At 68.5% G+C, this 22,426-nt stretch carries 24 protein-coding genes; 8 read left to right on the top strand and 16 right to left on the bottom strand.

The window, feature by feature from the left end:
• Window positions 1-612: 612 nt before the first annotated feature.
• From IT40_RS27910 to grxD, 3 genes are all read left to right on the top strand, one after another.
• Window positions 613-1,740: a Hint domain-containing protein gene (locus IT40_RS27910; RefSeq protein ID WP_244274044.1), complete on the top strand. Its 1,128-nt coding sequence runs from the start codon at window positions 613-615 to the stop codon at window positions 1,738-1,740.
• 230 nt (window positions 1,741-1,970) lie between these two features.
• Window positions 1,971-2,213, top strand: a complete 243-nt coding sequence (locus IT40_RS20765) for a BolA/IbaG family iron-sulfur metabolism protein (protein ID WP_024844566.1) — start codon at window positions 1,971-1,973, stop codon at window positions 2,211-2,213.
• Between the two features lie 52 nt (window positions 2,214-2,265).
• Window positions 2,266-2,628 carry a Grx4 family monothiol glutaredoxin gene (grxD, locus tag IT40_RS20770; RefSeq protein ID WP_036759351.1) on the top strand — a complete coding sequence of 121 codons (363 nt, stop codon included), beginning with the start codon at window positions 2,266-2,268 and terminating at the stop codon, window positions 2,626-2,628.
• An 82-nt stretch (window positions 2,629-2,710) separates the two neighbouring features.
• Here the strand turns inward: grxD and IT40_RS20775 are convergent, their stop codons facing one another.
• The 3 genes from IT40_RS20775 to IT40_RS20785 all read right to left on the bottom strand — a co-directional run bounded on the left by IT40_RS20775 (window position 2,711) and on the right by IT40_RS20785 (window position 5,076).
• On the bottom strand, window positions 2,711-3,412 hold the full coding sequence (locus tag IT40_RS20775) for a hypothetical protein (protein ID WP_036759353.1): 702 nt from the start codon (window positions 3,410-3,412) through the stop codon (window positions 2,711-2,713).
• A 10-nt stretch (window positions 3,413-3,422) separates the two neighbouring features.
• Window positions 3,423-3,851, bottom strand: coding sequence for an ElaB/YgaM/YqjD family protein (locus IT40_RS20780; protein WP_036759354.1), 429 nt, complete (start codon window positions 3,849-3,851; stop codon window positions 3,423-3,425).
• Between the two features lie 97 nt (window positions 3,852-3,948).
• Window positions 3,949-5,076 carry an aminotransferase class V-fold PLP-dependent enzyme gene (locus IT40_RS20785; RefSeq protein WP_036759355.1) on the bottom strand — a complete coding sequence of 376 codons (1,128 nt, stop codon included), beginning with the start codon at window positions 5,074-5,076 and terminating at the stop codon, window positions 3,949-3,951.
• Between the two features lie 148 nt (window positions 5,077-5,224).
• Here IT40_RS20785 and IT40_RS20790 point away from each other — a divergent pair, with 148 nt between their 5' ends.
• From IT40_RS20790 to IT40_RS20800, 3 genes are all read left to right on the top strand, one after another.
• Window positions 5,225-5,935 carry a type 1 glutamine amidotransferase gene (locus IT40_RS20790; RefSeq protein WP_036759356.1) on the top strand — a complete coding sequence of 237 codons (711 nt, stop codon included), beginning with the start codon at window positions 5,225-5,227 and terminating at the stop codon, window positions 5,933-5,935.
• Window positions 5,932-7,290: a glutamine synthetase family protein gene (locus IT40_RS20795; protein ID WP_036759358.1), complete on the top strand. Its 1,359-nt coding sequence runs from the start codon at window positions 5,932-5,934 to the stop codon at window positions 7,288-7,290. The genes IT40_RS20790 and IT40_RS20795 overlap by 4 nt, the downstream gene beginning before the upstream one ends.
• Window positions 7,291-7,358: 68 nt before the next feature.
• Entirely contained in the window at window positions 7,359-8,669 is a 1,311-nt protein-coding gene (locus IT40_RS20800; RefSeq protein ID WP_036759360.1) for an NAD(P)/FAD-dependent oxidoreductase, read from the top strand.
• Here the strand turns inward: IT40_RS20800 and IT40_RS20805 are convergent.
• From IT40_RS20805 to folK, 4 genes are all read right to left on the bottom strand, one after another.
• The gene (locus IT40_RS20805) at window positions 8,666-9,310 is read right to left on the bottom strand and encodes a DUF2062 domain-containing protein (protein ID WP_036759361.1); all 645 of its coding nucleotides are present in this window, start codon (window positions 9,308-9,310) and stop codon (window positions 8,666-8,668) included. The genes IT40_RS20800 and IT40_RS20805 overlap by 4 nt on opposite strands.
• Before the next feature lie 12 nt (window positions 9,311-9,322).
• A complete protein-coding gene (locus IT40_RS20810; protein WP_036759362.1) occupies window positions 9,323-11,440 on the bottom strand; it encodes a RelA/SpoT family protein in 2,118 nt (705 codons plus the stop codon).
• 22 nt (window positions 11,441-11,462) lie between these two features.
• Complete coding sequence (rpoZ, locus tag IT40_RS20815) at window positions 11,463-11,819, bottom strand: DNA-directed RNA polymerase subunit omega (RefSeq protein WP_024844556.1); 357 nt, start codon at window positions 11,817-11,819, stop codon at window positions 11,463-11,465.
• Between the two features lie 72 nt (window positions 11,820-11,891).
• Window positions 11,892-12,485: a 2-amino-4-hydroxy-6-hydroxymethyldihydropteridine diphosphokinase gene (folK, locus tag IT40_RS27915; RefSeq protein ID WP_084197335.1), complete on the bottom strand. Its 594-nt coding sequence runs from the start codon at window positions 12,483-12,485 to the stop codon at window positions 11,892-11,894.
• 12 nt (window positions 12,486-12,497) lie between these two features.
• On the opposite strand from folK, the gene IT40_RS20825 reads away from it, so the two are divergent.
• Window positions 12,498-13,049: a LabA-like NYN domain-containing protein gene (locus IT40_RS20825; RefSeq protein ID WP_036759365.1), complete on the top strand. Its 552-nt coding sequence runs from the start codon at window positions 12,498-12,500 to the stop codon at window positions 13,047-13,049.
• A gap of 64 nt (window positions 13,050-13,113) precedes the next feature.
• Here IT40_RS20825 and IT40_RS20830 read toward each other — a convergent pair whose 3' ends face one another.
• The 3 genes from IT40_RS20830 to IT40_RS20840 all read right to left on the bottom strand — a co-directional run bounded on the left by IT40_RS20830 (window position 13,114) and on the right by IT40_RS20840 (window position 16,809).
• Window positions 13,114-14,505, bottom strand: a complete 1,392-nt coding sequence (locus IT40_RS20830) for a peptidoglycan -binding protein (protein ID WP_036759366.1) — start codon at window positions 14,503-14,505, stop codon at window positions 13,114-13,116.
• Window positions 14,495-16,171 (bottom strand): hypothetical protein, encoded by a 1,677-nt coding sequence (locus IT40_RS30675; protein WP_036759368.1) that lies wholly within the window; start codon window positions 16,169-16,171, stop codon window positions 14,495-14,497. The genes IT40_RS20830 and IT40_RS30675 overlap by 11 nt, the downstream gene beginning before the upstream one ends.
• Window positions 16,172-16,254: 83 nt before the next feature.
• On the bottom strand, window positions 16,255-16,809 hold the full coding sequence (locus IT40_RS20840; protein ID WP_036759370.1) for a gamma-glutamylcyclotransferase: 555 nt from the start codon (window positions 16,807-16,809) through the stop codon (window positions 16,255-16,257).
• A gap of 92 nt (window positions 16,810-16,901) precedes the next feature.
• Here IT40_RS20840 and IT40_RS20845 point away from each other — a divergent pair, with 92 nt between their 5' ends.
• The gene (locus tag IT40_RS20845; RefSeq protein WP_036759371.1) at window positions 16,902-17,909 is read left to right on the top strand and encodes a DUF2125 domain-containing protein; all 1,008 of its coding nucleotides are present in this window, start codon (window positions 16,902-16,904) and stop codon (window positions 17,907-17,909) included.
• Between the two features lie 159 nt (window positions 17,910-18,068).
• On the opposite strand, the gene IT40_RS20850 is transcribed toward IT40_RS20845, so the two are convergent.
• The 6 genes from IT40_RS20850 to ccmB form a co-directional block, all read right to left on the bottom strand.
• Window positions 18,069-19,004: a prephenate/arogenate dehydrogenase family protein gene (locus tag IT40_RS20850; RefSeq protein WP_036759372.1), complete on the bottom strand. Its 936-nt coding sequence runs from the start codon at window positions 19,002-19,004 to the stop codon at window positions 18,069-18,071.
• Complete coding sequence (hisC, locus tag IT40_RS20855; RefSeq protein WP_036759374.1) at window positions 19,004-20,107, bottom strand: histidinol-phosphate transaminase; 1,104 nt, start codon at window positions 20,105-20,107, stop codon at window positions 19,004-19,006. The genes IT40_RS20850 and hisC overlap by 1 nt, the downstream gene beginning before the upstream one ends.
• A 191-nt stretch (window positions 20,108-20,298) precedes the next feature.
• Entirely contained in the window at window positions 20,299-20,817 is a 519-nt protein-coding gene (locus IT40_RS20860; RefSeq protein ID WP_036759389.1) for a DsbE family thiol:disulfide interchange protein, read from the bottom strand.
• Between the two features lie 13 nt (window positions 20,818-20,830).
• Window positions 20,831-20,974, bottom strand: coding sequence for a heme exporter protein CcmD (ccmD, locus tag IT40_RS20865; protein ID WP_024844546.1), 144 nt, complete (start codon window positions 20,972-20,974; stop codon window positions 20,831-20,833).
• Complete coding sequence (locus IT40_RS20870; protein ID WP_036759376.1) at window positions 20,971-21,696, bottom strand: heme ABC transporter permease; 726 nt, start codon at window positions 21,694-21,696, stop codon at window positions 20,971-20,973. The genes ccmD and IT40_RS20870 overlap by 4 nt, the downstream gene beginning before the upstream one ends.
• A gap of 52 nt (window positions 21,697-21,748) precedes the next feature.
• Window positions 21,749-22,405, bottom strand: a complete 657-nt coding sequence (ccmB, locus tag IT40_RS20875) for a heme exporter protein CcmB (protein WP_036759377.1) — start codon at window positions 22,403-22,405, stop codon at window positions 21,749-21,751.
• Window positions 22,406-22,426 lie beyond the last annotated feature (21 nt).

Below are 22,426 nucleotides of genomic sequence, written 5' to 3' on the forward strand. Positions count from 1 at the left end.
ATCGAGACCGCCCTCGCCGCCGCAACCGAAAAGGCCCGGACCATGACGCAGACCACGGCCCCCACATGACCCGCAAGACGATCGAAACCCTCCACGACACCGACTACGACACCATCGTCATCGGCGCGGGGGCCTGAAGGATGACCCGACCGCGCCGCCCCGCGCCTTGAACGCGGGACGGCGCCTTGGCCATCGGCAGATCGCCCCCTTGCCGCGATGGCCCGTCCCGGCCGATGCGGGAATGCATATCCCGCAGCCCGCCTTCGGCTGGCATATGCGCCAAGGAGCGCGTTAACCCACCGGGATTGCTTAGATTTTAAAAAGAACTGTTCAGTTTTTCCGCTTGTCATGATGCTCATATCTTTTAGACAAAATTGGTCGGCGCCCTGTTGGCCCGATACTGCGCGTCGCGGCTCTTGACGGATCGCCCCGGCCTTGGGGCCGGCAATGCCGATCCCAGCGATGGTCTTCGTCTGCCTGGAAGCCGGACACGCGGGGTAACCGATTACGCGGCCCCCGGCAGGGGCTCGTATCTGAGTGGTGAGTGTTAAAATGTCTTTCAATCATGCCGGCGACAATCATTGCGGTCCCGCCGGACCCGACTGCGAGAAGATGATCTTCCTGGGAAAGCTTCCCGACATGGACCCCTGGGAGCTGGTCCCCGGCGCAGGAAGGGCCAGCACCATATTGGCCGGCGCCAGCTTCGGATCGCAGGCGGACCCGCTGTCGCGCCAGCTGGTCGAGGTCAGCGCCGTGGACCTGGACCAGGACGGCATCATCCGCACCAACGGCCCCTTCGGCTTTCTGGCCGAGCCGATCCGCCACGATGCCGACGGCGACGGCAATATCGCCAGCTACAAGGTCGACTCGACCTTCGTCGTCAAAAACACCGCCGTCACCTTCACCAATCCCGACGGCAGCCAGGAGACGCTGGTCCTGCCGGTCCGCATCATGCAGGACACCGCCGGCAACACCTTCCTGATGCCGCCGCCCAAGGGCGCCTCGCTGCAAGAGGTCGAGGCGCTGACCACGCGGCCCATCGTCTCGGTCTCGTTTCCCGCCGGGGCCGGCAATTACGAGCTGGACTACCACGGCATCTTCACCGACCGGCATTGCTTTCCCTGTTTCGTCCGCGGAACGCTGATCGAAACCGAACAGGGGCCACGGCCGGTCGAGGAACTGACCCCCGGCATGCTGGTCGTGACCAGCGACAACGGCTTGCAGCCGGTGCGCTGGATCGGCTCGCGCGTGCTGGGCAGCAAGGCGCTGGACGCCAGCCCCAATCTGCGCCCGATCCGCATCAGGGCCGGCGCGCTCGGCAAGGGGCTGCCCTTGCGCAACCTGGTCGTCTCGCCCCAGCACCGGGTGCTGGTGCGCTCCAGGATCGCGCTGAAGATGTTCGGCACGCCCGAGGTTCTGGTCGCCGCCAAGCAGCTTTTGCAGATCGAGGGCATCGACATCGCCGACGACCTGCCCGCGGTGGAATATTTCCACTTCCTCTTCGACCAGCACGAGATCGTCCTGTCCGAGGGCGCCGAGACCGAATCGCTTCATACCGGGCCCGAGGCGCTGAAATCCGTCGGCCGCCAGGCCCAGGCCGAGATCTTTGCGCTTTTCCCCGAATTGCGCGACCGGCCCGAGGACGAGGCGCCGGCAGGCGCGCGCGTTCTGGCCTCGGGCCGGATGGGGCGCAAGCTGGCCGTGCGCCACGCCCAGCATCGCAAGACCCTGGTGCAATAGCCAAGGCGGGGCCGCCAGGAAGCTGGACCGGCCTTTTTCCATCCGCCCGCAGGCCGGGCATGGGCCGCCATCCCGGCGGCGCCTGCCGCGGGCAAGCAAGGCCACCGGACCCGCAGGACGGCGGGTGGATCTGCCCCGCCCCCGCTGGGCGGAGTGATTGCGCAGGCCGGTCGATCTTGCGGCCCGCGCGGGCTTCCCCTACATCTTGCAGAACAAAGAAAGGATCCGCCATGGCGATGGAAGCCCAGGATATTGAAGCCCTGATCCGCGCTGCATTTCCGCATGCCAAGATCACGATCACCGACCTTGCCGGGGACGGAAACCACTATGCCGCCGAGGTGATCGACGAAAGCTTCCGCGGCCAGAACCGCGTTCAGCAGCAACGTGCCGTCTATGCGGCGCTGCAGGGCCATATGGACGGCCCCAACGGCGCGCTGCATGCCCTTGCGCTGACCACCAAGGCACCCGACTAAGATCAACCGCAAGCGTCGCGACCAGGCGGCGCTTCAGCAAGGACCGGACGAAATGACCGATGCACGCCAGCAAATCCAGGAGACGATCGACGCAGACGATGTCGTCCTGTTCATGAAAGGCACCAAGGAGATGCCCCAATGCGGCTTTTCAAGCCGCGTGGCCGGGGTTCTGAATTATATGAACGTCCAGTATCGCGACGTGAACGTGCTGGCCGACGAGACGATCCGCCAGGGCATCAAGGATTTCTCGGACTGGCCGACCATCCCGCAGCTTTACGTCAAGGGCGAATTTGTGGGCGGCTGCGACATCGTCACCGAGATGACGCTTTCGGGCGAACTCGACCAGCTGTTCGACAAGGCCGGCGTGACCTATGACAAGGATGCCGCCAACAAGATCCGCGAAGCGAACGCCTGAGCCCAAGCGCGCCCGACGCGACAGTAAAAAAGACCCCGCCGGCAGCGGGGTCTTTTGTTGTCAATGGGTTGCGGGACGATCCTCAATAAGAATCTTCGCTCCAATCCTCGGCCTCTTCCCAGTCCGGCTCGTCGCGGTGGCGCCAGTGCTGCAGGCGCGAGGCCAGGGTCATCCCCACCGCAAAGGCGCCGATCAGCGGCGCGACGGCCGCCGCCCGCGACTGCGAGGCGCCCTGGACCTGCCCGGCGACGCGGCGCAGCGTATCGGGCGGCAGGCCCAGCGTGCCGACGGCGCTTTCGCCCGCCCGGCGCGCGGCGCCATAGACGCTCGCCTCGGCGCGGTCGGCCATCCGGTCCGCCTTGTAGGCCAGGCTGTCGGTCAGCGAATGCACCCGCTGCTCGGCCTGGTCGATCAGCTGGCCGGCCTTTTGCGAGGCGCGCTCCAACGCCGCATCCGCGGCGCCGGTGGCTTTTTCGACGGCCATGTCGGCGGCCAGCATCAGCCGCTGCTCGACCTCGGCCTTCAGCTCGTCGGTGGTGGGGACGGGATGGCGTTCCTTGCGCGCCATCAGCATCACCGCCAGCCCGACCAGCACGAAGCCCAGGCCGATCGCCAGCGAGGCGCCAAGCGCCCCCCAGCCCAGGTGATCGGCCAGCCAGGTCCACAGCGCAGCAAGCAGGAACCCCGCCCCGATCAGCAGGGCCGCGCCTGCGCCGGCCGACAGGCCGGCACGGCGCAGCCTGTCGGTCAGGGCGAGCTGGAGTTTCCTGGTATAGTCGAACATCCGCCGAGACTCAGCGCCGCGCGATGATCAGGCCCAGCAGGAAGCCGATGCCGGCCGCGATCCCCAGCGCCTGCGCCGGGTTGCGCCGCACCATGCCCGAGACCTCGTCGTAATATTCCTCGGCATGGGCCGCGACCTCATGCGCCTGCCGTTCGCCCTGCCGGTAAAGCCGGCGGGCTTCGTCGCGGGCGCGCTCGGCATATTCATGGCCCCGCTCGCGGACGGTTTCGGCATATTCGGCGCCGCGACGCTTGGCGTCCTCGACGAATTCGGCGCCTTTCTCGCGCGCGGTCTCGTAAAGCTCGGCGCCCTTCTCGCGGGCGGTCTCATAGGCTGCGCTGGCCTCGTCGGCGGCGCGGCTGGCGTGGCGGCCTACATCGTCAGCGGCCTCGCGCGCCTTGGCTTTCAGTTCATCGGCGGTGGCTTCGTGGTTCGCCATGATCTTGTCCTTTCGCAGGGCTGTATCGGTTTCGGAAAAGCAAACCCCGAAACCCGCAGATCGTTCCCGGACCGGCCGCGATTTCCTGCCCGCAGCGTCAAAGTGTCGCGTCAAAGGCGGAAACCAGCCGCGCCACCGTGCCCTCGACATCCTTGAGCTTGTCGAGCCCGAAAAGCCCGATGCGGAAGCTGCGGAATCCCTCGCCCTCGCCGACCTGCAGGGGCACGCCCGCGGCGATCTGGTAGCCGGCGGCCAGGAACTTGCGCCCGGTCGAGATCTCGGGGTCGTCGGTATGGCAGACCACCACCCCCGGCGCGGCAAATCCCTCGGCCGCGACCGAGCGCAGCCCGCGCCGCGCCAGCTCCGAGCGCACCGCGTCGCCCAGTCGCCATTGCGCCTCGCGCGCCGCCTCGAGGCCGAAGGCGCGCGTCTCGTCCATCGCATCGCGCAGGCCCAGCAGCGCATCCGTCGGCAGCGTGGCGTGATAGGCATGGCCGCCGTCCTCATAGGCCTTCATGATCGCGCGCCATTTCTTCAGGTCCAGCGCGAAGCTGTCGCTGACCGTGGTCTCCAGCCGCTCGATCCCGCGCGGGGACAGCATCACCATCCCGGTCGAGGGCGAGGCCGACCAGCCCTTTTGCGGCGCCGAGATCAGCACGTCCACGCCGGTCTGGCGCATGTCGACCCAGATCGCGCCCGAGGCGATGCAGTCCAGCACCATGATCGCGCCCACCTCATGCGCGGCATCGGCCAGCGCCTTGATATAGTCGTCGGGCAGGATCATGCCCGCCGCCGTCTCGACATGCGGGGCAAAGACGGCATCGGGGCGGGTGTCGCGGATCTTTTCCACCACTTCCTCGATGGCGGCGGGGGCAAAGGGGGCGCGGGGCTCGTTGCCCTGCGGCCGCGCCATCATCACCGTGGTCTGGCGGGCGAAACCGCCCGCCTCGAAGATCTGGCTCCAGCGATAGCTGAAAAAGCCGTTCCTGACGATCAGCGCATGGGCGTCGCGGCCGAACTGGCGCGCCACGGCTTCCATGGCGCAGGTACCGCCGCCGGGGACCAGCGCCACCGCGTCGGCGCCATAGACCTCGCGCAGCGTGGCCGAGATGTCGCGCATGACGCCCTGGAATTTCTGCGACATGTGGTTGAGCGAGCGGTCGGTGAAGACGACCGAGAATTCCTGCAATCCCTCGGGGTCCACATCGGGGCGAAGTCCGGGCATGGCCGATCCTTTCTGCTGGTTTTGCCGGCAGCCTAGCGCGCCCTCGCCCACACGGCCAGCCCTACCGAAGCAGCAGCCCGCAGCAGCCCCTTGCCGGCCGCGCCGCGCCCGACTAGCTTCAGGGGGAACAACCGACAGGCCAGTCACCATGCGTATCGGCATTCTCAAATGCGGCCAATCGCCCGAGGAACTTCGCGGCGATCTGGGCGACTATGACACCATGTTCGAGCGGCTTCTTGCCGGGCGGGGCTTCGATTTTACCAGCTATCACGTTGAAAGGATGGAGTTCCCGCCGGATGTCCACGCGGCCCAGGGCTGGCTTCTGACCGGCTCGCGCCATGGCGTCTACGAGGATCATCCCTTCATCCCGCCGCTCGAGGAGTTCATCCGCACCGCCTATGCCCGGCATGTGCCGCTGGTCGGCATCTGCTTCGGCCACCAGATCATCGCCCAGGCGCTTGGCGGCACGGTGACGAAGCATCCCGGCGGCTGGGCGGTCGGCGCGCATGACTACGATTTCGGCGGCGAAAAGGTCACGCTGAACGCCTGGCACCAGGACCAGGTCGTCGCCCTGCCCAGGGATGCGCAGATCGTCGCGCGAAACGAGTTCTGCGAAAACGCCGCGCTGGTCTATGAGGATCGCGCCTTTACCGTGCAGGCCCACCCCGAGTTCGACGACGCCTTCATCCAGGGGCTGATCGAGCATCGCGGCCGCGGCGCGGTGCCCAAGCCGCTGCTGGACCAGGCCCGCGCCCGCATGGGCACCCCGCGGCAATCGCCGGGCATCGCCGACCGGATCGAGGCCTTCTTCAAGGCGCCGCGCGCCTTCAGCGCAGAAATCCGGCAGGGGGCCGCATGAGACCGCATTGGATCGAGGAAACCCCGCAGGCCGCCCAGGAGTATGTCGCCGGGCGGCGGCTGGACGAGGTGGAATGCATCGTCGCCGACATCGCCGGGGTGGCGCGGGGCAAGGCCATGCCCGCCTCGAAATTCGCGCATCAGGAACGGTTCTACCTGCCGAACTCGATCTTCCTGCAGACCATCACCGGGGATTGGGCCGACAACCCCTCGGGCGCCTTCACCGAGCCGGACATGATCCTGACGCCGGATTTCTCGACCGCGACGGCGGCGCCCTGGACGGCGGACGTGACCTTGCAGGTCATCCACGACGTCTCGGACCAGTCCGGCAACCCGGTGCCCATCGCGCCGCGCAACGTGCTGAAACGGGTGGTCGATCTTTACCGGCAGCGCGGCTGGCGGCCCATCGTCGCGCCCGAGATGGAGTTCTTCCTGGTCGCGCGCAACATCGACCCGAACCAGCCGATCATGCCGCCCATGGGCCGCACCGGCCGCCGCGCCGCCGCCAAGCAGGCCTATTCCATGTCCGCGGTGGACGAATACGGCAAGGTCATCGACGACATCTACGACTTCGCCGAGGCCCAGGGCTTCGAGATCGACGGCATCCTGCAGGAAGGCGGCGCCGGCCAGGTCGAGATCAACCTCAACCACGGCGACCCGGTCGCCCTGGCCGACCAGATCTTCTATTTCAAGCGGCTGATCCGCGAGGCGGCGCTGCGCCACGACTGCTTCGCCACCTTCATGGCCAAGCCCATCGAGGGCGAGCCGGGCAGCGCCATGCATATCCACCACTCGGTCGTCGGCATCGGCGACGGGCGCAACATCTTTTCCGACGAGCAGGGCCGCGAGACGCCGGCCTTCATGCATTTCATCGCCGGGATGCAGAAGCACCTGCCGGCGGCGGTGGCGCTGCTGGCGCCCTATGTCAACAGCTATCGCCGCTATGTCCCTGATTTCGCGGCGCCGATCAACCTGGAATGGGGGCGCGACAACCGCACCACCGGGCTGCGGGTGCCGATCTCGAAACCGGAATCGCGGCGGGTCGAGAACCGGCTGGCGGGCATGGATTGCAACCCCTACCTGGGCCTGGCCGCCAGCCTCGCCTGCGGCTACCTGGGGCTGGCCGAGGCCGAGGCGCCGCGCGCCGAATGCCTGGGCGACGCCTATATGTCCGAGGACGAGTTGCCCTATAACCTGGGCGACGCGCTGGACCTGATGGACGAGAGCGCGCCGATGCGCGAGGTGCTGGGGGCCGAGTTCATCGACGTCTACCAGGCGGTCAAGCGCAACGAATACAAGGAGTTCCTGCAAGTCATCAGCCCCTGGGAGCGCGAGCATCTGCTGCTGAACGTATAGAGCCGGGCACGGCCTGGCCTTGGCGCGCCGTCGGAATGGGTATTTGGACAACGAAGAAGGCCGAGGGGATGAACCTGCTGTTTTCCAATGATCGGCCGGGGGAGTATCCGCCGAGCCTTTATGCCGCGACCCGCGATCCGCTGCCTGCCTTCCCCAAGCAGCGGGGCGAGGCGCACGCCGATGTCGTGGTGGTGGGCGCCGGCTATACCGGCTTGTCGGCTGCGCTGCACCTGGCCGAGGCGGGCCGCGACGTGGTGGTGCTGGAGGCGCATCGCGTGGGCTTCGGCGCCTCGGGGCGCAATGGCGGCCAGATCGGCTCGGGGCAGCGGCTGGAGGTGGACGAACTGGAGCGGATGGCCGGGATCGAGGCGGCGCATCGGTTGTGGGACATGGCCGAGGAGGCCAAGCGCCTGACCCGCGATGTGGCGGCGCGCGCCGGGGTGCCGGTCGCCTGTGGCATCGCCCATGCCTTTCGCAAGCCCGCCGAGCTGGACCATGCCCGCGCCATGATCGACAGGCTGGCGCGCGACTACGGCTATGATCGGATCGAGGCGCTGGAGCGCGACGCCTTTCGCGCGCTGGTGCCCTCGGACGCCTATGTCGCCGGCGAGCTGGACCATGGCGCGGGGCATCTGCATCCGCTGAACCTGGCCATCGGCATGGCGCGGCTGGCGGATGCGGCCGGCGCGAAGATCCGCGAGTTGAGCCATGTCCACCACATCCGCCACGCCCGACGCGCCGGTGAAAAGAGCATCGTCCAGACCGGCAAGGGCCGGGTGATCTGCGACCATGTCATCCTGGCGGGCAATGGCTATCTGGGCAATCTGGACACCCATGTCGCCGCCCGCGTCATGCCGATCAACAATTTCATCGTCGCGACCGAGCCCCTGGGGCCGCGCGCGGCCGAGGTGCTGACCCAACCCATCGGCGTGCATGACACCAAGTTCGTGGTGAACTACTGGCGGCTCGACCCCGAGGGGCGGCTGATCTTCGGCGGCGGCGAGAATGTCAGCTATCGCTTTCCCGCCGACATCGCCGCCAAGGTCAGGAAGCCGCTGCTGGAGATCTATCCCGGCCTTGCCGACGTCAGGCTGACCCATGCCTGGGGCGGCACGCTGGCGATCACCATGAACCGCATGCCCTGTTTTGCCCGGCCGGCGCCGAATTGCCTGTCGGCCAGCGGCTATTCCGGCCATGGGCTGGCGCTGGCCAATCTTGCCGGCAAGCTGATGGCACAGGCGGTTCAGGGGCAGGCCGAGGGGTTCGACACCATGGCCGCCCTGCCCTCGCCCGCCTTTCCCGGCGGTGCGGCGCTGCGCTGGCCGCTGCTGGTCGCCGGCATGGGCTGGTATTCGCTGCGCGACCGGCTGGGCTTCTAGCGCTTTTCCGCCAGCTCGCGGTCGCGCCGGGCCTTGGCGCGGGCGATGCGCTCGGCCATCTGCTTTTCGCGGTGGCGGTGATAGGCCTTGATCAGCGGCACGGTCAGGTAATGCGCCGCGACCGAGACCGCGATTCCGGGCAGCACGCCCCCCACAGCATAGGGCAGGAAGATCTGCTCGTTGAATTGCAAAAGCTGGTCCCAATGCGCCGTGCGCTCCGCACTGAGCGGCGCGAGCAGGTTGTTCCACAGCTCGCTGCCGGCGCGGGTGAATTCGTCAAAGATCAGATGCGGGGTAAAGCGGCCCTCGACCCCCAGCATCCAGCGCCCCAGCCCCACCGAGGTCAGCGCGATGAAGGGCGTGGTCAGCGGGTTGCCGACGAAGGTGCCCAGAAGCGCCGCCAGGATATTGCCGCGGATCAGCCAGGCCAGCGCCGCAGCCCCCATGAAGTGAAAGCCGAAGAAGGGCGTGAAGGAAATGAAGATGCCGCAGGCCCAGCCGCGCGCTACCCGATGCGGCTGGTCCGGCAGGCGGCGCAGCCGGTGCAGCACGTATTTCGACGCCCGCTTCCAGCCCGAGCGCGGATAGAACATCTCGGTCCACATTTGAGCATAGCTCAGCGGCTTGCGTCTTTTGAACATGCCGGCCGCGCCTCAGCTTATATGGGCGGAAGGATCGCGGATGCGCGAGACCTGGGCCACGTCGCTTTCGGTTTCCAGCGCGGTCAGCAACGTGTGCAGATGTTCGCGGTCGCGCAGCTCGACCTCGACCCGCAGGCGATAGAAATCCGGCTTGCGGTCGATGAACTCCAGGTCCGAGATATTCGCCCCCTGCGCGCCGATCAGCGTGCAGATGCGGCCCAGCACCCCGGCGTCGTGGCGGATGGTCAGGGACAGCATGGTGGAATAGGCGGCCGGGTGCTGGCCTTCGCGCCAATGCAGGTCGACCCAGCGTTCGGGGCTTTCCTCGAACTCGGCCAGGACCGGGCAGTCGATGGCATGGATGACCACGCCCTTGCCGCGATAGGTGATGCCGACGATACGCTCGCCCGGCAGCGGGTTGCAGCAGGGGGCGCGGGTGAATTCCTGGTCGGCCGCCAGCCCCGCGACTGCGCGACGGGCGTCGATCTCGCTGCGCTTTTCGGCAAGTTCGGGGTAAAGCGTGGTCAGCACGTCATGGGCCGAGATCTCGGCGCTGCCGATGCGGGCCAGCAGCTCGTCGGTGTCGGGCAGCGCCATGGTCTTGGCCGCGGTACGCAGCGCCTTGTCGCTGACCTTGCGCCCGACATGTTCGAAGGCCACCCGCACCAGTTCCGATCCCAGCCGGATGAAGCGGGTCCGGTCCTCTTGCCGCAGGCTGCGGCGGATCGCGGCCTTGGCCCGGCCGGTGACGACGATGTCGAGCCAGGTCGCCTGCGGGCGCTGGCCGGAGGCGGCGATGATCTCGACCGACTGCCCGTTCTTGAGCCGCGTCCACAGCGGCACGCGGATGCCGTCCACCTTGGCGCCGACGCAGGACGAGCCCAGCCGGGTATGGATCGCATAGGCGAAATCCAAGGGGGTCGCGCCCTTGGGCAGCGGGATCACATCGCCCTTGGGGGTAAAGCAGAACACCTGGTCGGAATACATTTCCAGCTTTACGTGTTCCAGGAACTCGTCGTGATCCTCTTCGCCGAAACGCTCGGTCAGGCTGGCGATCCATTCGCCCGGATCGACGGCAAAGGGGTTCGCGGTGCGCACCCCGTCGCGATAGGCCCAATGCGCAGCCACGCCCGCCTCGGCCACCTCGTGCATCTGGCGGGTGCGGATCTGCACCTCGACCCGCTTGCCGTCGCGCCCCGAGACGGTGGTGTGGATCGAGCGATAGCCGTTCGCCTTGGGCTGGCTGATGTAATCCTTGAACCGGCCCGGCACCGCGCGCCAGCGGTGGTGGATCACGCCCAGCGTGCGATAGCAGTCGGGTTCCGTCCGGGTGATGATGCGAAAGCCGTAGATGTCCGACAGGCGCGAGAAGGAAAGCTGCTTTTCCTGCATCTTGCGCCAGATGCTGAAGGGGCGCTTGGCGCGGCCATAGACATCGGCCTCGATCCCCTCGCGTTCCAGCTCGGCGCGGATGTCGGCGGTGATCTTGGGGATCACGTCGCCGGATTCGCGCTGCAGGCTGACGAAGCGGCGGATGATCGAATTGCGCGCCTCGGGGTTGATGACCTTGAAGGCCAGGTCTTCCAGCTCCTCGCGCATCCATTGCATGCCCATGCGGCCGGCCAGCGGCGCATAGATGTCCATGGTCTCGCGCGCCTTTTGCTGCTGCTTGTCCGGGCGCATGGACTTGATCGTCCGCATATTGTGCAGGCGGTCGGCCAGCTTGACCAAGATCACGCGAAGATCGCGCGACATCGCCATGAAAAGCTTGCGAAAATTCTCGGCCTGCTTGGAATGCGCGCCGGAAAGCTGCAGGTTGGTCAGCTTGGTCACGCCATCGACCAGGTCGGCGATCTCGCGGCCGAAGATCTGCGCCACCTCGGCCCAGGTCGAGCGCGTGTCCTCGATCGTGTCGTGCAGAAGCGCGGTGACGATGGTCGCATCGTCCAGCCGCATCTCGGTCAGGATGGCGGCGACGGCGACGGGATGGGTGAAATAGGGTTCGCCCGAATGGCGGAACTGGCCTTCGTGCATGCGACGCCCGTATTCATAGGCGTCGCGGATCAGTTCGGCATTGGTGCGCGGGTTGTAGTTGCGGATCAGCGCGATGAGGTCTTCGACGTCGATCATGATGGGCCGAAGACCTTTGGATTCAGTTCCTGCCTTGCGCTTCCAGCATCATGCGCAGCATGCGCTCTTCCGATTCCTCGTCGGCGGGCTTGGGACGGTCCATCTCGGCGCCCAGCAGCAGGGCCATCGCGTCCTCTTCGGGCTCGTCGACCTCGATCTGGGTCTGATGCGCCTCGATCATGCGCTCGCGCAGATCGTCCACGGGCTGGGTTTCGTCGGCGATCTCGCGCAGCGCCACGACGGGGTTCTTGTCATTGTCGCGATCGACGGTCAGCGGGCTGCCCGCGGCGATTTCGCGCGCGCGATGGGACGCCAGCATCACCAGGTCAAAACGGTTCGGAACCTTATCGACGCAATCTTCGACTGTAACGCGGGCCATCGGTCAACCTTATCAGCTGGAATCGGGGTGCAGGGGGCGAGGCCGGATATTTGGGCGCCCGCGACGGAAATGTCAAGCACTTGCGGGCCGCATCCCCGCCAGCGCCTCGGGCGGAAGCGCCGCCAGCATCTGCGCCACGCTGAGCCCAAGGCGCGGATGCACCCAGTCCGGCGCGATCTCGGCCAGGGGTGCCAGGACGAAGCCGCGGTCCTGCATCCGGGGATGGGGCAGGATCAGGCCCTGGGGGGCATGCAGCGGTTGTTCCTGCGGCGGCAGGCCGCGCCAATGGTCCTGCACGGCGGCATCGGGCAGCACCAGATCGCCATGGGCCAGCAGGTCCAGGTCCAGTCCGCGGGCCTGCCAGCGCGCGCCGTCGCGGCTGCGGCCCAGTTCGGCCTCGATTTCGTGCAATTCGCGCAGCAGTTGTTCGGGCGGCATGACGCAGCGGAAAGACGCCGCCGCATTCACATAATCGGGACCGGAACCTGCCGGAAAGGCTGGGGTAAACCAGAAGCGGCTGAAGGCCACCGGCACAACCTGCGGTAATTGCGAGATCTTTTGCAAGGCGAAACGCAGGCTCTGCGAGGGCGAACCTGCCGAACTAGGCAGGTTTGCACCCAGGGCAACGAGGACTAAGTTCGCTTTCTGACTTTGGTTTCGAGACATCTCGGGGGAATCGTGTTTTACAAGGACGACCGGCTGGCGTTGTTCATTGACGGGTCGAATCTTTATGCTGCGGCAAAGTCGCTGGGCTTCGACATCGACTACAAGCTGCTGCGGCAGGAATTCGAACGGCGCGGCAAGCTGGTCCGCGCCTATTATTATACGGCATTGCTGGAGAACGAGGACTACTCACCGATCCGCCCGCTGGTCGATTGGCTGCATTACAACGGCTATTCCATGGTGACGAAACCCGCGCGCGAATATACCGACGCGCTGGGGCGCCGCAAGGTCAAGGGCAACATGGATGTCGAGCTGGTCATCAACGCCATGGAGCTGGCGCCGCGGCTGGATCATGCGGTGCTGTTTTCCGGCGACGGCGACTTCCGGCCGCTGGTCGAGGCGCTGCAGCGCCAGGGCGTGCGGGTCTCGGTGGTCTCGACCATGCGCAGCCAGCCGCCGATGATCGCCGACGAATTGCGCCGGCAGGCAGACAATTTCATCGAACTGGACGCGCTGCGCGACATCATCGGCCGCCCGCCGCGCGAGCCCGCCCCGCAGGAAAGCTGACCCGGCAAAGCTGCCCCGGCACGGGGCCTGCACCATCGACGCCTGACAGCGGCCTGCCACGCGCCTAGCGTTCGGTCAGCTTCAGCTCGATGCGGCGATTGCGGGCACGGGCCTCGGGCGTATCGCCCTGCGCCACCGGGCGGGTATCGGCAAAGCCGGCAGGCGCCAGGCGGGTTGCCGGAAAGCCCAGATCGTCCACCATGTAGCGCACCACCGCCAGCGCGCGCGCCTGGCTCAGTTCCCAGTTGTCGCGATAGCGCCCCAGCCCCGAAAGCGGCACATCGTCGGTATGGCCGTCGACGCGGATCATCCAGCCGATCTCGGGCGGGATCTCGGCCGAGATCTGTCCCAGCATCTCTGCCACCCGCGCGATCTGCGCCTGGCCTTCGGGCGACAGCGTCGCCTCGCCCGGCGCGAACAGCACTTCCGAGGAAAAGACGAAGCGGTCGCCCACCACCTGCACGCCCTCACGGCCGGCCAGGATCTGCGACAGCCGGCCGAAGAACTCCGAGCGATAGCGCGCCAGATCCTTGGCCTCGGCCTCGGCCTTGCTGCGCGCGTCCTCCTCCAGCGCGCGGCGCTTGCGCTCCTCTTCGGCGGCGCGCAGCAGGGCGACGTTCAGCTGCCGGCCCAGATCCTCGGCGCGCAGGTCGGCCTCGCGGCGCTCGTCGCCGGCGGCGTCCAGCACGGCGCGCAGGCTGCCCAGCTGGTCGTTGAGCCGCGCGACCTGCTGGTTCAGCGCGGCCAGACGGCGCTGGTCCTCGACCGTCAGCGCCTCCTGCTCGGACAGCTCCTGCCGGGCCAGGGCCAGCAGGGCGGCCTGTTTCTCGGCCTCGCTGGCCTGGGCCTCGGCCTGCTCGCCCAGCTGCTTCTTGGCAGCCTCGGCGGCGGCCAGCAGGGTCAGGGTTTCTTCGGCCTCCTTGCGCGCCGCCTCCAGCTCCAGCGCGGCGGCGTCCAGTTCCGCATCCGACCTGGCCAGCCGTTCGCGCAGCGCCTCGGCGGCGGCGGCATCGGCCAGCCGCGCGGCCTCGGTCTCGTCCAGCTGCTGCCGCGTTTCGGTGTTCTGGCGCCGCAGGTCGCCGATCAGCGCCTCCAGCGCCTCGCGCCGGGCGGCGGCAAGGCGCGCCGCCTCGGTCTGTGCGTCGATCTCGGCCCGCGCGGAAGCCACCGCCTGTTCGGAACGCCGCAGCCGGTCGCGCTCGGCCGCCAGGTCGCGGTCCAGCGAGGCCGCCTGCGCCTGCGAGGTGGACAGCGCGTCCGACAGCTCGGCCACCTGGCGGCCAAGCTGGTCCAGCTCGCTGTCCTGGGTGGTGATCTGGTCGCGCAGCACCGATTGCACCAGCAGGAAGATGGTCAGCACGAACATCATGACCATCAGCAGCGCGGTCATCGCATCGACGAATCCCGGCCAGATCGTCGCAGAGAAACGGTTGCCGCCGCCCCGGCTAAGTCCCATCGCCGCGCTCCAGGTTGCGGATCGCGCGGGTCAGCGCCGCCAGGTCGCTGCGCAATTCGGCGATCAACCCGTCGCGGCCGCTGGCGGTTTCCTCGACCAGCCGGCCAAGCTGCACGTCGATGGAGCGCAGCCGCATCCGCGCCTCGGGATCGTCGCCCGCGGCGGCGGCGGCAGCAGCCGGCCGCTGCGCGCCGAGGTCCAGGATGCGCTCCTGCCCCTCGGCCAGCCGTTCCAGGGCGCGGGCCAGCCGGCCGTCCTCGGGCGCGGGGGCTTCGGCAAGCGTCGCCAGCCGGGCCTGGCCCTCGGCCAGACGCTCCAGCGCCTCGCCCAGGACGGCGCCGTCGAAGCCCGGTTGCGCCGGCGCCTCGGCCAGCGCCGCCAGCCGCTCCTGGCCCGCGGCCAGCCGTTCCAGCACCGCGGGCAGCGCCGGATCATGGCGCGGTTCGGCGGAAAGCCTGTCCTGCCCTTCGGCCAGACGCTCCAGCACGGCGACCAGATCCGGGTCGCGGCGCGGCTCGGCCAGCCCGCCGATCGCCCGCTCGACCCCGGCCAGGGCCTGCGCGGTCGCCTCGCGCTCGGCGGCCAGCGTCTCGCCCAGCCGGTCGCGGTCCGACCCCAGCAGCCCGGCCAGCCGCTCCACCCCCTCGGCCAGCGCCAGCGAGCGCTGGTCGGCGGCGGCGGCCTCTTGGTCGCGCAACTCGTCGCGGCGCAGGTAGAAGTCCTGCAGGCCGGTCATCTGCGCCTCGACCCGCTCGATGAAGCCGGCCAGCGCCGCCTCGCCCAGCCCCTGCCCGTCGCCGCCGCCCAGGCCGATGCGGGTAAAGCCCGACATCCATTCCTCGAGCTCGCGATAGAAGCGGTTCTGGCCATGGGCGACGAACAGCTCCAGCAACCCGACCACCAGCGAGCCGGCCAGGCCCAGGAGCGAGCTGGAAAAGGCCGTGGCCATGCCGCCCAGCTGCGATTCCAGCCCCGTCATCAGCTTGTTGAAGACCTCGAGCCCGGTCTCGCCATCCTTGGGCGAAAGCGCGCGGATCGTGTCCACCACGGCCGGCACCGTGGTCGCAAGCCCGTAGAACGTCCCCAACAGGCCCAGGAAGATCAGCAGGTTCGCGAGGTAACGGGTGATGTCGCGCGCCTCGTCGATCCGCGTCGCCACCGATTCCAGGATCGAGCGCGAGGATTCGGTCGAGATCGCCCCGCCCACCGGCCCGCGCTGGCCCAGCAGCGCGGCCAGGGGCGCCAGCAGCCGCGGCGCATCGTCCGGCCCCGCCGGCTCGGCCGCGCTGACGCCGCGTTCTGCGGCATTGCGGCGGCGGGCGGCGAAACGCTCGATCCAGCTGACGGATTTGACCAGCTCGGCCACCTGCCAGAAACAGCCCAGCACGCCCATGACGAAGACGGCCAGGATCAGCCCGTTCAGGTATTCGTTCGAGTGAAAGATCGACAGGATGCGGCCATAGGCGAACCAGGCGCCGGCCACGACCAGCACCAGCACGATCAGCATCAGCAGGATCTGCCGGACGGGCTGCGAGAATTGCGGCTGCGACGGCCCGGTCCCGCCCGGCCCCCCGTCGCGCGTGGCCGCCAGCCGGGCGGCGCGAGAGCGGCGGCCTTCCGGCGCGGCGGGCGGACCCTCGGGCGGTTCGGCGTCAGTTCGGGACAAGTTCCACCCCCTTGCTGTTTTCCGAGCCGACTGTAGAGGCCGGACCCGCGCCTGCCAAGCGCCCTCGCCAGGGGAAATCGCGCCTATCCCCCGCCGGGATGCAACAGCCCGCGGACCTGCCGCGCCAGCTCGTCCAGGGCCTGGTCCTCGATGCCCATCTGCGCCAGGTGCCGGGCGGTGTTGAACAGGTAATCCGCGTTCGGCCCCCGCCCGCCCTGCGCCACGGCGATGATGCGGGCCTGTTCGTGCAGCTCCAGCGGGCCGGCATATTGGTCGTGATCGCGCCGGATCACATAGGCGATCGCCTCGACGCCGCGGCCGTCGTCCAGCGCCAGCGGCAGGAAAAGCTCGGCATAGGCGTTGGTGGTCAGCTCGCGCGCGCGCAGGCCGGACAGCGTCTCTTCCCAGTCCGGCTCGGCCACGCGCAGCGCCAGGCCCCGGCAATGCGCCCCCGGATCGGCCTCCAGCCCCAGGACCAGCCCCGGCGTCTCGCTGGTGCCGCGATAGACGATCGAGCGCAGGCAGAAGCTGCGGGCATAGCCGTCCAGCGTCGCGGGCACCATCTCGGCCACGGGAAAGCCCGGATCCCACATCAAAGAGCCATAGGCAAAGACCCAATGCTCCGGCCGTTCACCCATTCTTTACCCCGGTGCCCTAGATAATTCGGTCAGGAAAAACTTAGGACAGCAGGGCCGGCGTTCCAAGACGCCATGAAAACCCCGAGGACCGGATGCGCCGATTGCTTGCCCCCCTGATCGTTCTTGCCCTGATCCTGGGCGGCCTGTGGCTAGGCGGTGAAAGCCTGATGGCGCAGCAGCTGCGCCGGATCGCGGCCGGACAACCCGCGGCCGAACTGGGCGCGGTGCAGGAACTGCGCGAGCCGGGCCGGATCGGAGTGCGCGCCTCGGCGCTGGGAATGCAGACCGACCTCGGCCGCGTCGAACTGCCGCAGGCCGAGCTTTGGCTCAGCCCGCTGCGGCCCACGGAGCTGCGGCTGGCCCTGCCGCCCGGCGCGACGCTGGACCCCGGCTCGGGCCCCGTGGCGCTGGGGCTCGGCGATGCCGCCGCCCGGCTGCGCGTGCAGCCGCTGAACGGGCTGGCCATGGCCTCGGCCGGGATCGAGGCCGGCCCGCTGACGGTCGAGGGCGCGGCGCTCGCCACGCGGCTGCACGCCGATGCCGTGCAGCGCGACCTCGACGCCGATGCGCCGGAGGCCGCCGCGGCCGCCTATGACCTGGAGCTGGACCTGGACGATCTGGAACCCGGCCTGTTCGCGACCCTGCCCCTGCCCGGCCGGCTCAGCCTGGCCGCCACCGGCCGGGTCTGGCTGGACGCCCTGCCCCGTCCGGCGACGCTGGACCCCGACCGGGCACCGCTGCCGGTGGGGCTGCGGCTCGACGATGCCGAATTGCGCCTGGGCACGGTGCAGGCCCGCATCCTGGGCCGAATCGAGGCCGATGCCCAAGGGCACGCCCAGGGCCGGCTGGTGCTTTACACCAGGGACGCCGAGGCGCTGTTGCAGGCCGCGGCCACGGCGGGACTGATCCCGACCAGGGTGGTGACGCTGGCCGGCACCATGCTCAAGAACATCTCGGACCTGCCGCTGCCCGAGGATGCGGGCCAGGATTTCCCGCCCCCGGCCGAGGGCGAATTGCGCCTGCCGCTCAGCTTCGCCGAGGGCAGGACGAGCCTTGGCCCGATGGTGCTGGGCCCGGCCCCGGCCTTTCCGGGCCGCTAGCAGGCTGCTGAAAAAGGATTTTGAGAGGGCGACGCAGCGGAAATCGTTCTGGATCCAGCGAATATCGGCCCGGAAATGGGGTGTTTTCGGCAAAGTTGAGGCGGATTTCCCGGTTCCCCGCCCACGCTGTCCTGTCGCAAGGACTTTTTCAGCAGCCTGCTAGGGCTTGGGCGTCTCGCCCGCCGCCAGGCTGCGGCCGAAATCCGGTGCCGCGGTGTCCTGCCCGGCCTCGATGATGCCGCGCCGGATCGCCCGCGTGCGGGTGAAGTAATCGTGCAGATGCGCCCCGTCGCCCATGCGGATCGCGCGCTGCAGCACGAAAAGCTCCTCGGTAAAGCGGCCCAGGATGTCCAGCACCGCCTCCTTGTTCTGCAGGAACACGTCGCGCCACATGGTCGGGTCCGAGGCGGCGATGCGGGTGAAGTCCCGAAAACCCGCCGCCGAATACTTGATGACCTCGCTTTCGGTGACGCGCTTGAGGTGATCGGCCACCCCCACCATGGTATAGGCGATCAGATGCGGCGTATGGCTGGTCACAGCCAGCACCAGGTCGTGATGGGCGGCGTCCATCGCCTCGACATTGGCGCCCATGGCGCGGATCAGCGCCGACAGCCGCTCGACCGCTGCCGGATCGCTGTCCGGGGCGGGGGTCAGCAGCCACCAGCGGTTGCGAAACAGCGCGGCAAAGCCCGAACGGGGGCCGGAATGCTCGGTCCCGGCCAGCGGATGGCCGGGGATGAAATGCACGCCCGCGGGGATATGCGGCGCCACCGCCTCGATCACCGCCTGCTTGACCGAGCCCACGTCGGTCACGGTCGCGCCGGGCTTCAGATGCGGCGCGATCTCGGCCGCGACCGCGCCCATGGCGCCCACCGGCACGGCCAGCACCACCAGGTCGGCCCCCGCCACCGCCTCGGCCGCACTCTCGGCCACGCGGTCGACCAGCCCGATCTCGCGCGCGACGGCGCGGGTCTCGGGGCTGCGGGCATGGCCCACCACCTCGCGCGCCAGCCCCGCCTCGCGCATGGCCAGCGACATCGAGCCGGCGATCAGCCCCAGCCCGATCAGCGCCACCCGGTCATAGATCGCGGCCATCAGCGGCTTCCCGCGCGCTCGGCCATGAACTGGCCGATGACATGGGCCACGCGCCGGCAGGACGCCTCGTCGCCCACGGTGATGCGCAGGCAATGCGGCAGGCCGTAGCCGGCGACGCGGCGCACGATCAGCCCCTGCGCCTTCAGATATTCGTCGCAGGCCCCCGCGGTCTCGACATCGGCAAAACGCGCCAGGATGAAATTCGCGCAGGAGGTGTCCGAGGGCACGCCCTTCTCGGCCAGCGCCTCGGCCAGCCAGGCGCGCATGCGGGCATTCTCGGCCTGGCAGCGGGCGATATGCTCGCGGTCGCGCATGGCGGCCTCGGCCCCCTCCAGCGCGACATTGGACAGGTTGAAGGGGCCGCGGATGCGGTTCAGCACATCGACGATCTCGCGCGGACCGTAACCCCAGCCGACGCGCAGCCCGCCCAGCCCGTAGATCTTCGAGAAGGTCCGGGTCATGAACACGTTGGGCAGCCGGCTCGCCAGCTCGGCGCCGCCGTCGTAATCCTCGACATATTCGGCATAGGCCGCATCGACCACCAGGATCGCCTGCGGCACGGCGCGGGCCAGCCGCTCCAGCTCCGGCAGGCCGATCATGGTGCCGGTCGGGTTGTTGGGATTGGCGACGAAGATCAGCCGCGTGCGCTCGCTCGCCCCGGCGATCAGCGCGTCCACATCCGTCACCCGGTCGCGTTCGGCCACCTGCACCGGGGTCGCCCCGGCGGCATGGGCCGAGATGCGATACATCAGGAAACCATGCTCGGTGAACAGCACCTCGGTCCCCGGCCCGGCATAGGCCTGGCACAGGAAATGGATGATCTCGTCCGAGCCGACGCCGCAGATGATGCGATCAGGGTCCAGCCCATGCACCTCGCCGATGGCGGCGCGCAGCCCGGCATGGTCGGTATTGGGATAGCGGTGCAGCGCATGGGCGGCGCGGATCACCGCCTCGCGCGCCTTGTCCGACGGCCCGAAGGGGTTCTCGTTCGAGGAAAGCTTCACGACATTCTCGACCCCCGCCACCTTCGAGGCCCCGCCCTCGTAAAGCGAGATCTCCATGATGCCGGGTTGCGGAGCGATGGTCGTCTGGTTCTGCGACATGGCGGCCCTCTTGCAAGCCCGGCCGTCTTAGCGCCCGGAGAAAGGCTTGGAAAGCCTCGTCGGCCCGCCGCCTTCACCGTTTTCCAAATACTCATGCGACGGCGCGCGGCGTGCGCCGGCGCCGCCGGTCTCCCCCGGCTTCTTCGTTCCGAAAATACCCATGCAAGGCCGCAGCCGGCCCGGCGGTGCCGTCACTCGGCCGCCAGCGCCTTCTCCAGCTCGGGCAGGAAGCGGTTGGTGTAATCCTCGCGCACCAGCGGCCCGGCATAGCGGTAAAGGATGCGGCCCGAGCCGTCGATGATGAAGGTCTCGGGCGGCGCGGTCACGCCCCAGTCGATCGCCACCCGCCCGCGCGGATCGGTGGCAAGCGCGTGATAGGGGTCGCCATGCTCGGACAGGAACCCCAGCGCGGCGCCCTCGGGATCCTTCAGGTCGACGCCATAGACCGGCAGCTTGGCCGAAAGCTCGGTCAGCGTCGGATGCTCGGCGCGGCATGGCGGGCACCAGCTGGCCCAGAAGTTCACCAGCTTCACCCCCGGCTGGCGCAGCATCTCGTCGGTCAGCTGCACCTTGCCGGGCAGCGTGGTCTCGCCGACCGAAGGCGCCTCGCGCCCGATCATGGCCGAGGGCAGCGCGTCGGGATCGTCGCGCAGCAGCGCCCAGCCGGAAAGCCCGGCGAAACCGGCAAACACCGCCACCGGCAACAGCATCATCGGCGAGATCCTAGCCACGGCGCTCATGCTCCTGCAATTCGCGGCGGGCGCGGGCATTGGCCAGCACGGTTTGGACGACGATGCCGACCAGCAGCACCAGGCTTGCGCCATAGGCCGCCAGGACGGTCCCGGCATATTTGCCAAGTTCGGTCATGCGCGATTCTCCCTTGCCAGCAGGGCCGCCAGGCGGCGGCGGCGGATCTCGGTCCGGGTGCGGACCAGCAAAAGCGCCAGGAACAGCAGGAAGAACCCCGCCATGGTCAGGTAGAGCGGATAGCGATAGACCGCCGACATCCGCTCGCCCGGCGCCATGGACAGCGAGGCGCCCTGGTGCAGCCCCTGGTTCCAGAAGTTCACCGCATAGCGCGACAGCAGCGCAAAGACCGAGCCCACGAGGCACAGAACCCCGGTCAGGTCGGCGGCGCTGTCGGGATTCTCGACCGCCCCCCATAGCGCCATGTAGCCCAGATAGAACAGGAACAGGATCAGGAACGAGGTCAGCCGCGGATCCCATTCCCACCACGTCCCCCACATCGGCTGGCCCCAGATCGCCCCGGTGATCAGCGCGATCAGCGTCATCACCGCGCCGACGGGCGCCGCGGCCTTGGCGGCCAGCGCGCTGACGTGGTGGCGCCGGACCAGCCAGATCAGCGAAGTCACCAGCATCATCAGCCAGATGTTGATCGCCATCAGCGCGGCGGGGACGTGCAGGAAGATGATCTTGACCGTCGATCCCTGCTTGTAGTCCTGGGGCGTCAGAAAGCCCCAGACCAGCCCCGCCACGGTGCAGACCGCCGCCGCCGCGGCCACCCAGGGCAGCACGGCGCCCGAGGTGCGCATGAACTTGACGGGGTTGGCATATTCCCAGATTGACATGTTCGCTTCCTAAATCGGGCGCGTCGCCCGCTCAAGTGGCCAGTGGTCGCATTCACCGCAGATTGACACGCAGCGCAGCGGCTGCGGCAAAGGGCGCCAGGGCCAATGTGGCCAGCGTGATCGCCGCCAGGAAGACCAAAGGCGTCACCGGATCGGCCCCTGCGGCACCGCGCCGCACCGCCTCGGCCCCGAAGATCAGCGTCGGCACGTAGAGCGGCAGCACCAGCAGCGACATCAGCAGCCCGCCGCGACGCAGCCCCACCGTCACCGCCGCGCCGAAGGCCCCCAGCATCGACAGCGCCGGCGTGCCCAGCATCAGCGAGGCGACCAGCCAGGGATAGGCCGGCCCCGGCAGGTGCAAAAGCAGCCCGAAGACCGGCGCCGACAGCGCCAGCGGCAGGCCCGTCACCAGCCAATGCGCGAAGGCCTTGATCGCCACCGTCCCCTCCAGCGGCAGGGGCGCCGTGGCCAGCAGGTCCAGGCTGCCATCCTCGAAATCCAGCGCAAAGATGCGGTCGAGCGACAGCAGGCACGAGAGCAGCGCCCCGACCCACAGGATGCCCGGCGCGATGCGCGAAAGCTGGCCGCCCTCGGGGCCGACGCCGAAGGGGACCAGCGTGCAGACGATCAGGAAGAACGCCAGCGCCAAGCCGAAGCCGCCGCCGGCGCGGGTGGCCAGCCGCAGGTCGCGGATCAGCAGCGCCTTCATCCGCGCATCCTCATTTGGACG

Source organism: Paracoccus versutus (assembly GCF_000763885.1).
Taxonomy (GTDB): Bacteria; Pseudomonadota; Alphaproteobacteria; order Rhodobacterales; family Rhodobacteraceae; genus Paracoccus; species Paracoccus versutus.

Bases quoted from the DNA above. Each gene is read 5' to 3' on its own strand.
- IT40_RS27910 (WP_244274044.1), top strand. From the start codon at position 613: ATGATCTTCCTGGGAAAGCTTCCCGACATGGACCCCTGGGAGCTGGTC.
- IT40_RS20765 (WP_024844566.1), top strand. From the start codon at position 1,971: ATGGCGATGGAAGCCCAGGATATTGAAGCCCTGATCCGCGCTGCATTT.
- grxD (WP_036759351.1), top strand. From the start codon at position 2,266: ATGACCGATGCACGCCAGCAAATCCAGGAGACGATCGACGCAGACGAT.
- IT40_RS20775 (WP_036759353.1), bottom strand. From the start codon at position 3,412: ATGTTCGACTATACCAGGAAACTCCAGCTCGCCCTGACCGACAGGCTG.
- IT40_RS20780 (WP_036759354.1), bottom strand. From the start codon at position 3,851: ATGGCGAACCACGAAGCCACCGCCGATGAACTGAAAGCCAAGGCGCGC.
- IT40_RS20785 (WP_036759355.1), bottom strand. From the start codon at position 5,076: ATGCCCGGACTTCGCCCCGATGTGGACCCCGAGGGATTGCAGGAATTC.
- IT40_RS20790 (WP_036759356.1), top strand. From the start codon at position 5,225: ATGCGTATCGGCATTCTCAAATGCGGCCAATCGCCCGAGGAACTTCGC.
- IT40_RS20795 (WP_036759358.1), top strand. From the start codon at position 5,932: ATGAGACCGCATTGGATCGAGGAAACCCCGCAGGCCGCCCAGGAGTAT.
- IT40_RS20800 (WP_036759360.1), top strand. From the start codon at position 7,359: ATGAACCTGCTGTTTTCCAATGATCGGCCGGGGGAGTATCCGCCGAGC.
- IT40_RS20805 (WP_036759361.1), bottom strand. From the start codon at position 9,310: ATGTTCAAAAGACGCAAGCCGCTGAGCTATGCTCAAATGTGGACCGAG.
- IT40_RS20810 (WP_036759362.1), bottom strand. From the start codon at position 11,440: ATGATCGACGTCGAAGACCTCATCGCGCTGATCCGCAACTACAACCCG.
- rpoZ (WP_024844556.1), bottom strand. From the start codon at position 11,819: ATGGCCCGCGTTACAGTCGAAGATTGCGTCGATAAGGTTCCGAACCGT.
- folK (WP_084197335.1), bottom strand. From the start codon at position 12,485: ATGTCTCGAAACCAAAGTCAGAAAGCGAACTTAGTCCTCGTTGCCCTG.
- IT40_RS20830 (WP_036759366.1), bottom strand. From the start codon at position 14,505: ATGGGACTTAGCCGGGGCGGCGGCAACCGTTTCTCTGCGACGATCTGG.
- IT40_RS20840 (WP_036759370.1), bottom strand. From the start codon at position 16,809: ATGGGTGAACGGCCGGAGCATTGGGTCTTTGCCTATGGCTCTTTGATG.
- IT40_RS20845 (WP_036759371.1), top strand. From the start codon at position 16,902: ATGCGCCGATTGCTTGCCCCCCTGATCGTTCTTGCCCTGATCCTGGGC.
- IT40_RS20850 (WP_036759372.1), bottom strand. From the start codon at position 19,004: ATGGCCGCGATCTATGACCGGGTGGCGCTGATCGGGCTGGGGCTGATC.
- hisC (WP_036759374.1), bottom strand. From the start codon at position 20,107: ATGTCGCAGAACCAGACGACCATCGCTCCGCAACCCGGCATCATGGAG.
- IT40_RS20860 (WP_036759389.1), bottom strand. From the start codon at position 20,817: ATGCTGTTGCCGGTGGCGGTGTTTGCCGGTTTCGCCGGGCTTTCCGGC.
- ccmD (WP_024844546.1), bottom strand. From the start codon at position 20,974: ATGACCGAACTTGGCAAATATGCCGGGACCGTCCTGGCGGCCTATGGC.
- IT40_RS20870 (WP_036759376.1), bottom strand. From the start codon at position 21,696: ATGTCAATCTGGGAATATGCCAACCCCGTCAAGTTCATGCGCACCTCG.
- ccmB (WP_036759377.1), bottom strand. From the start codon at position 22,405: ATGAAGGCGCTGCTGATCCGCGACCTGCGGCTGGCCACCCGCGCCGGC.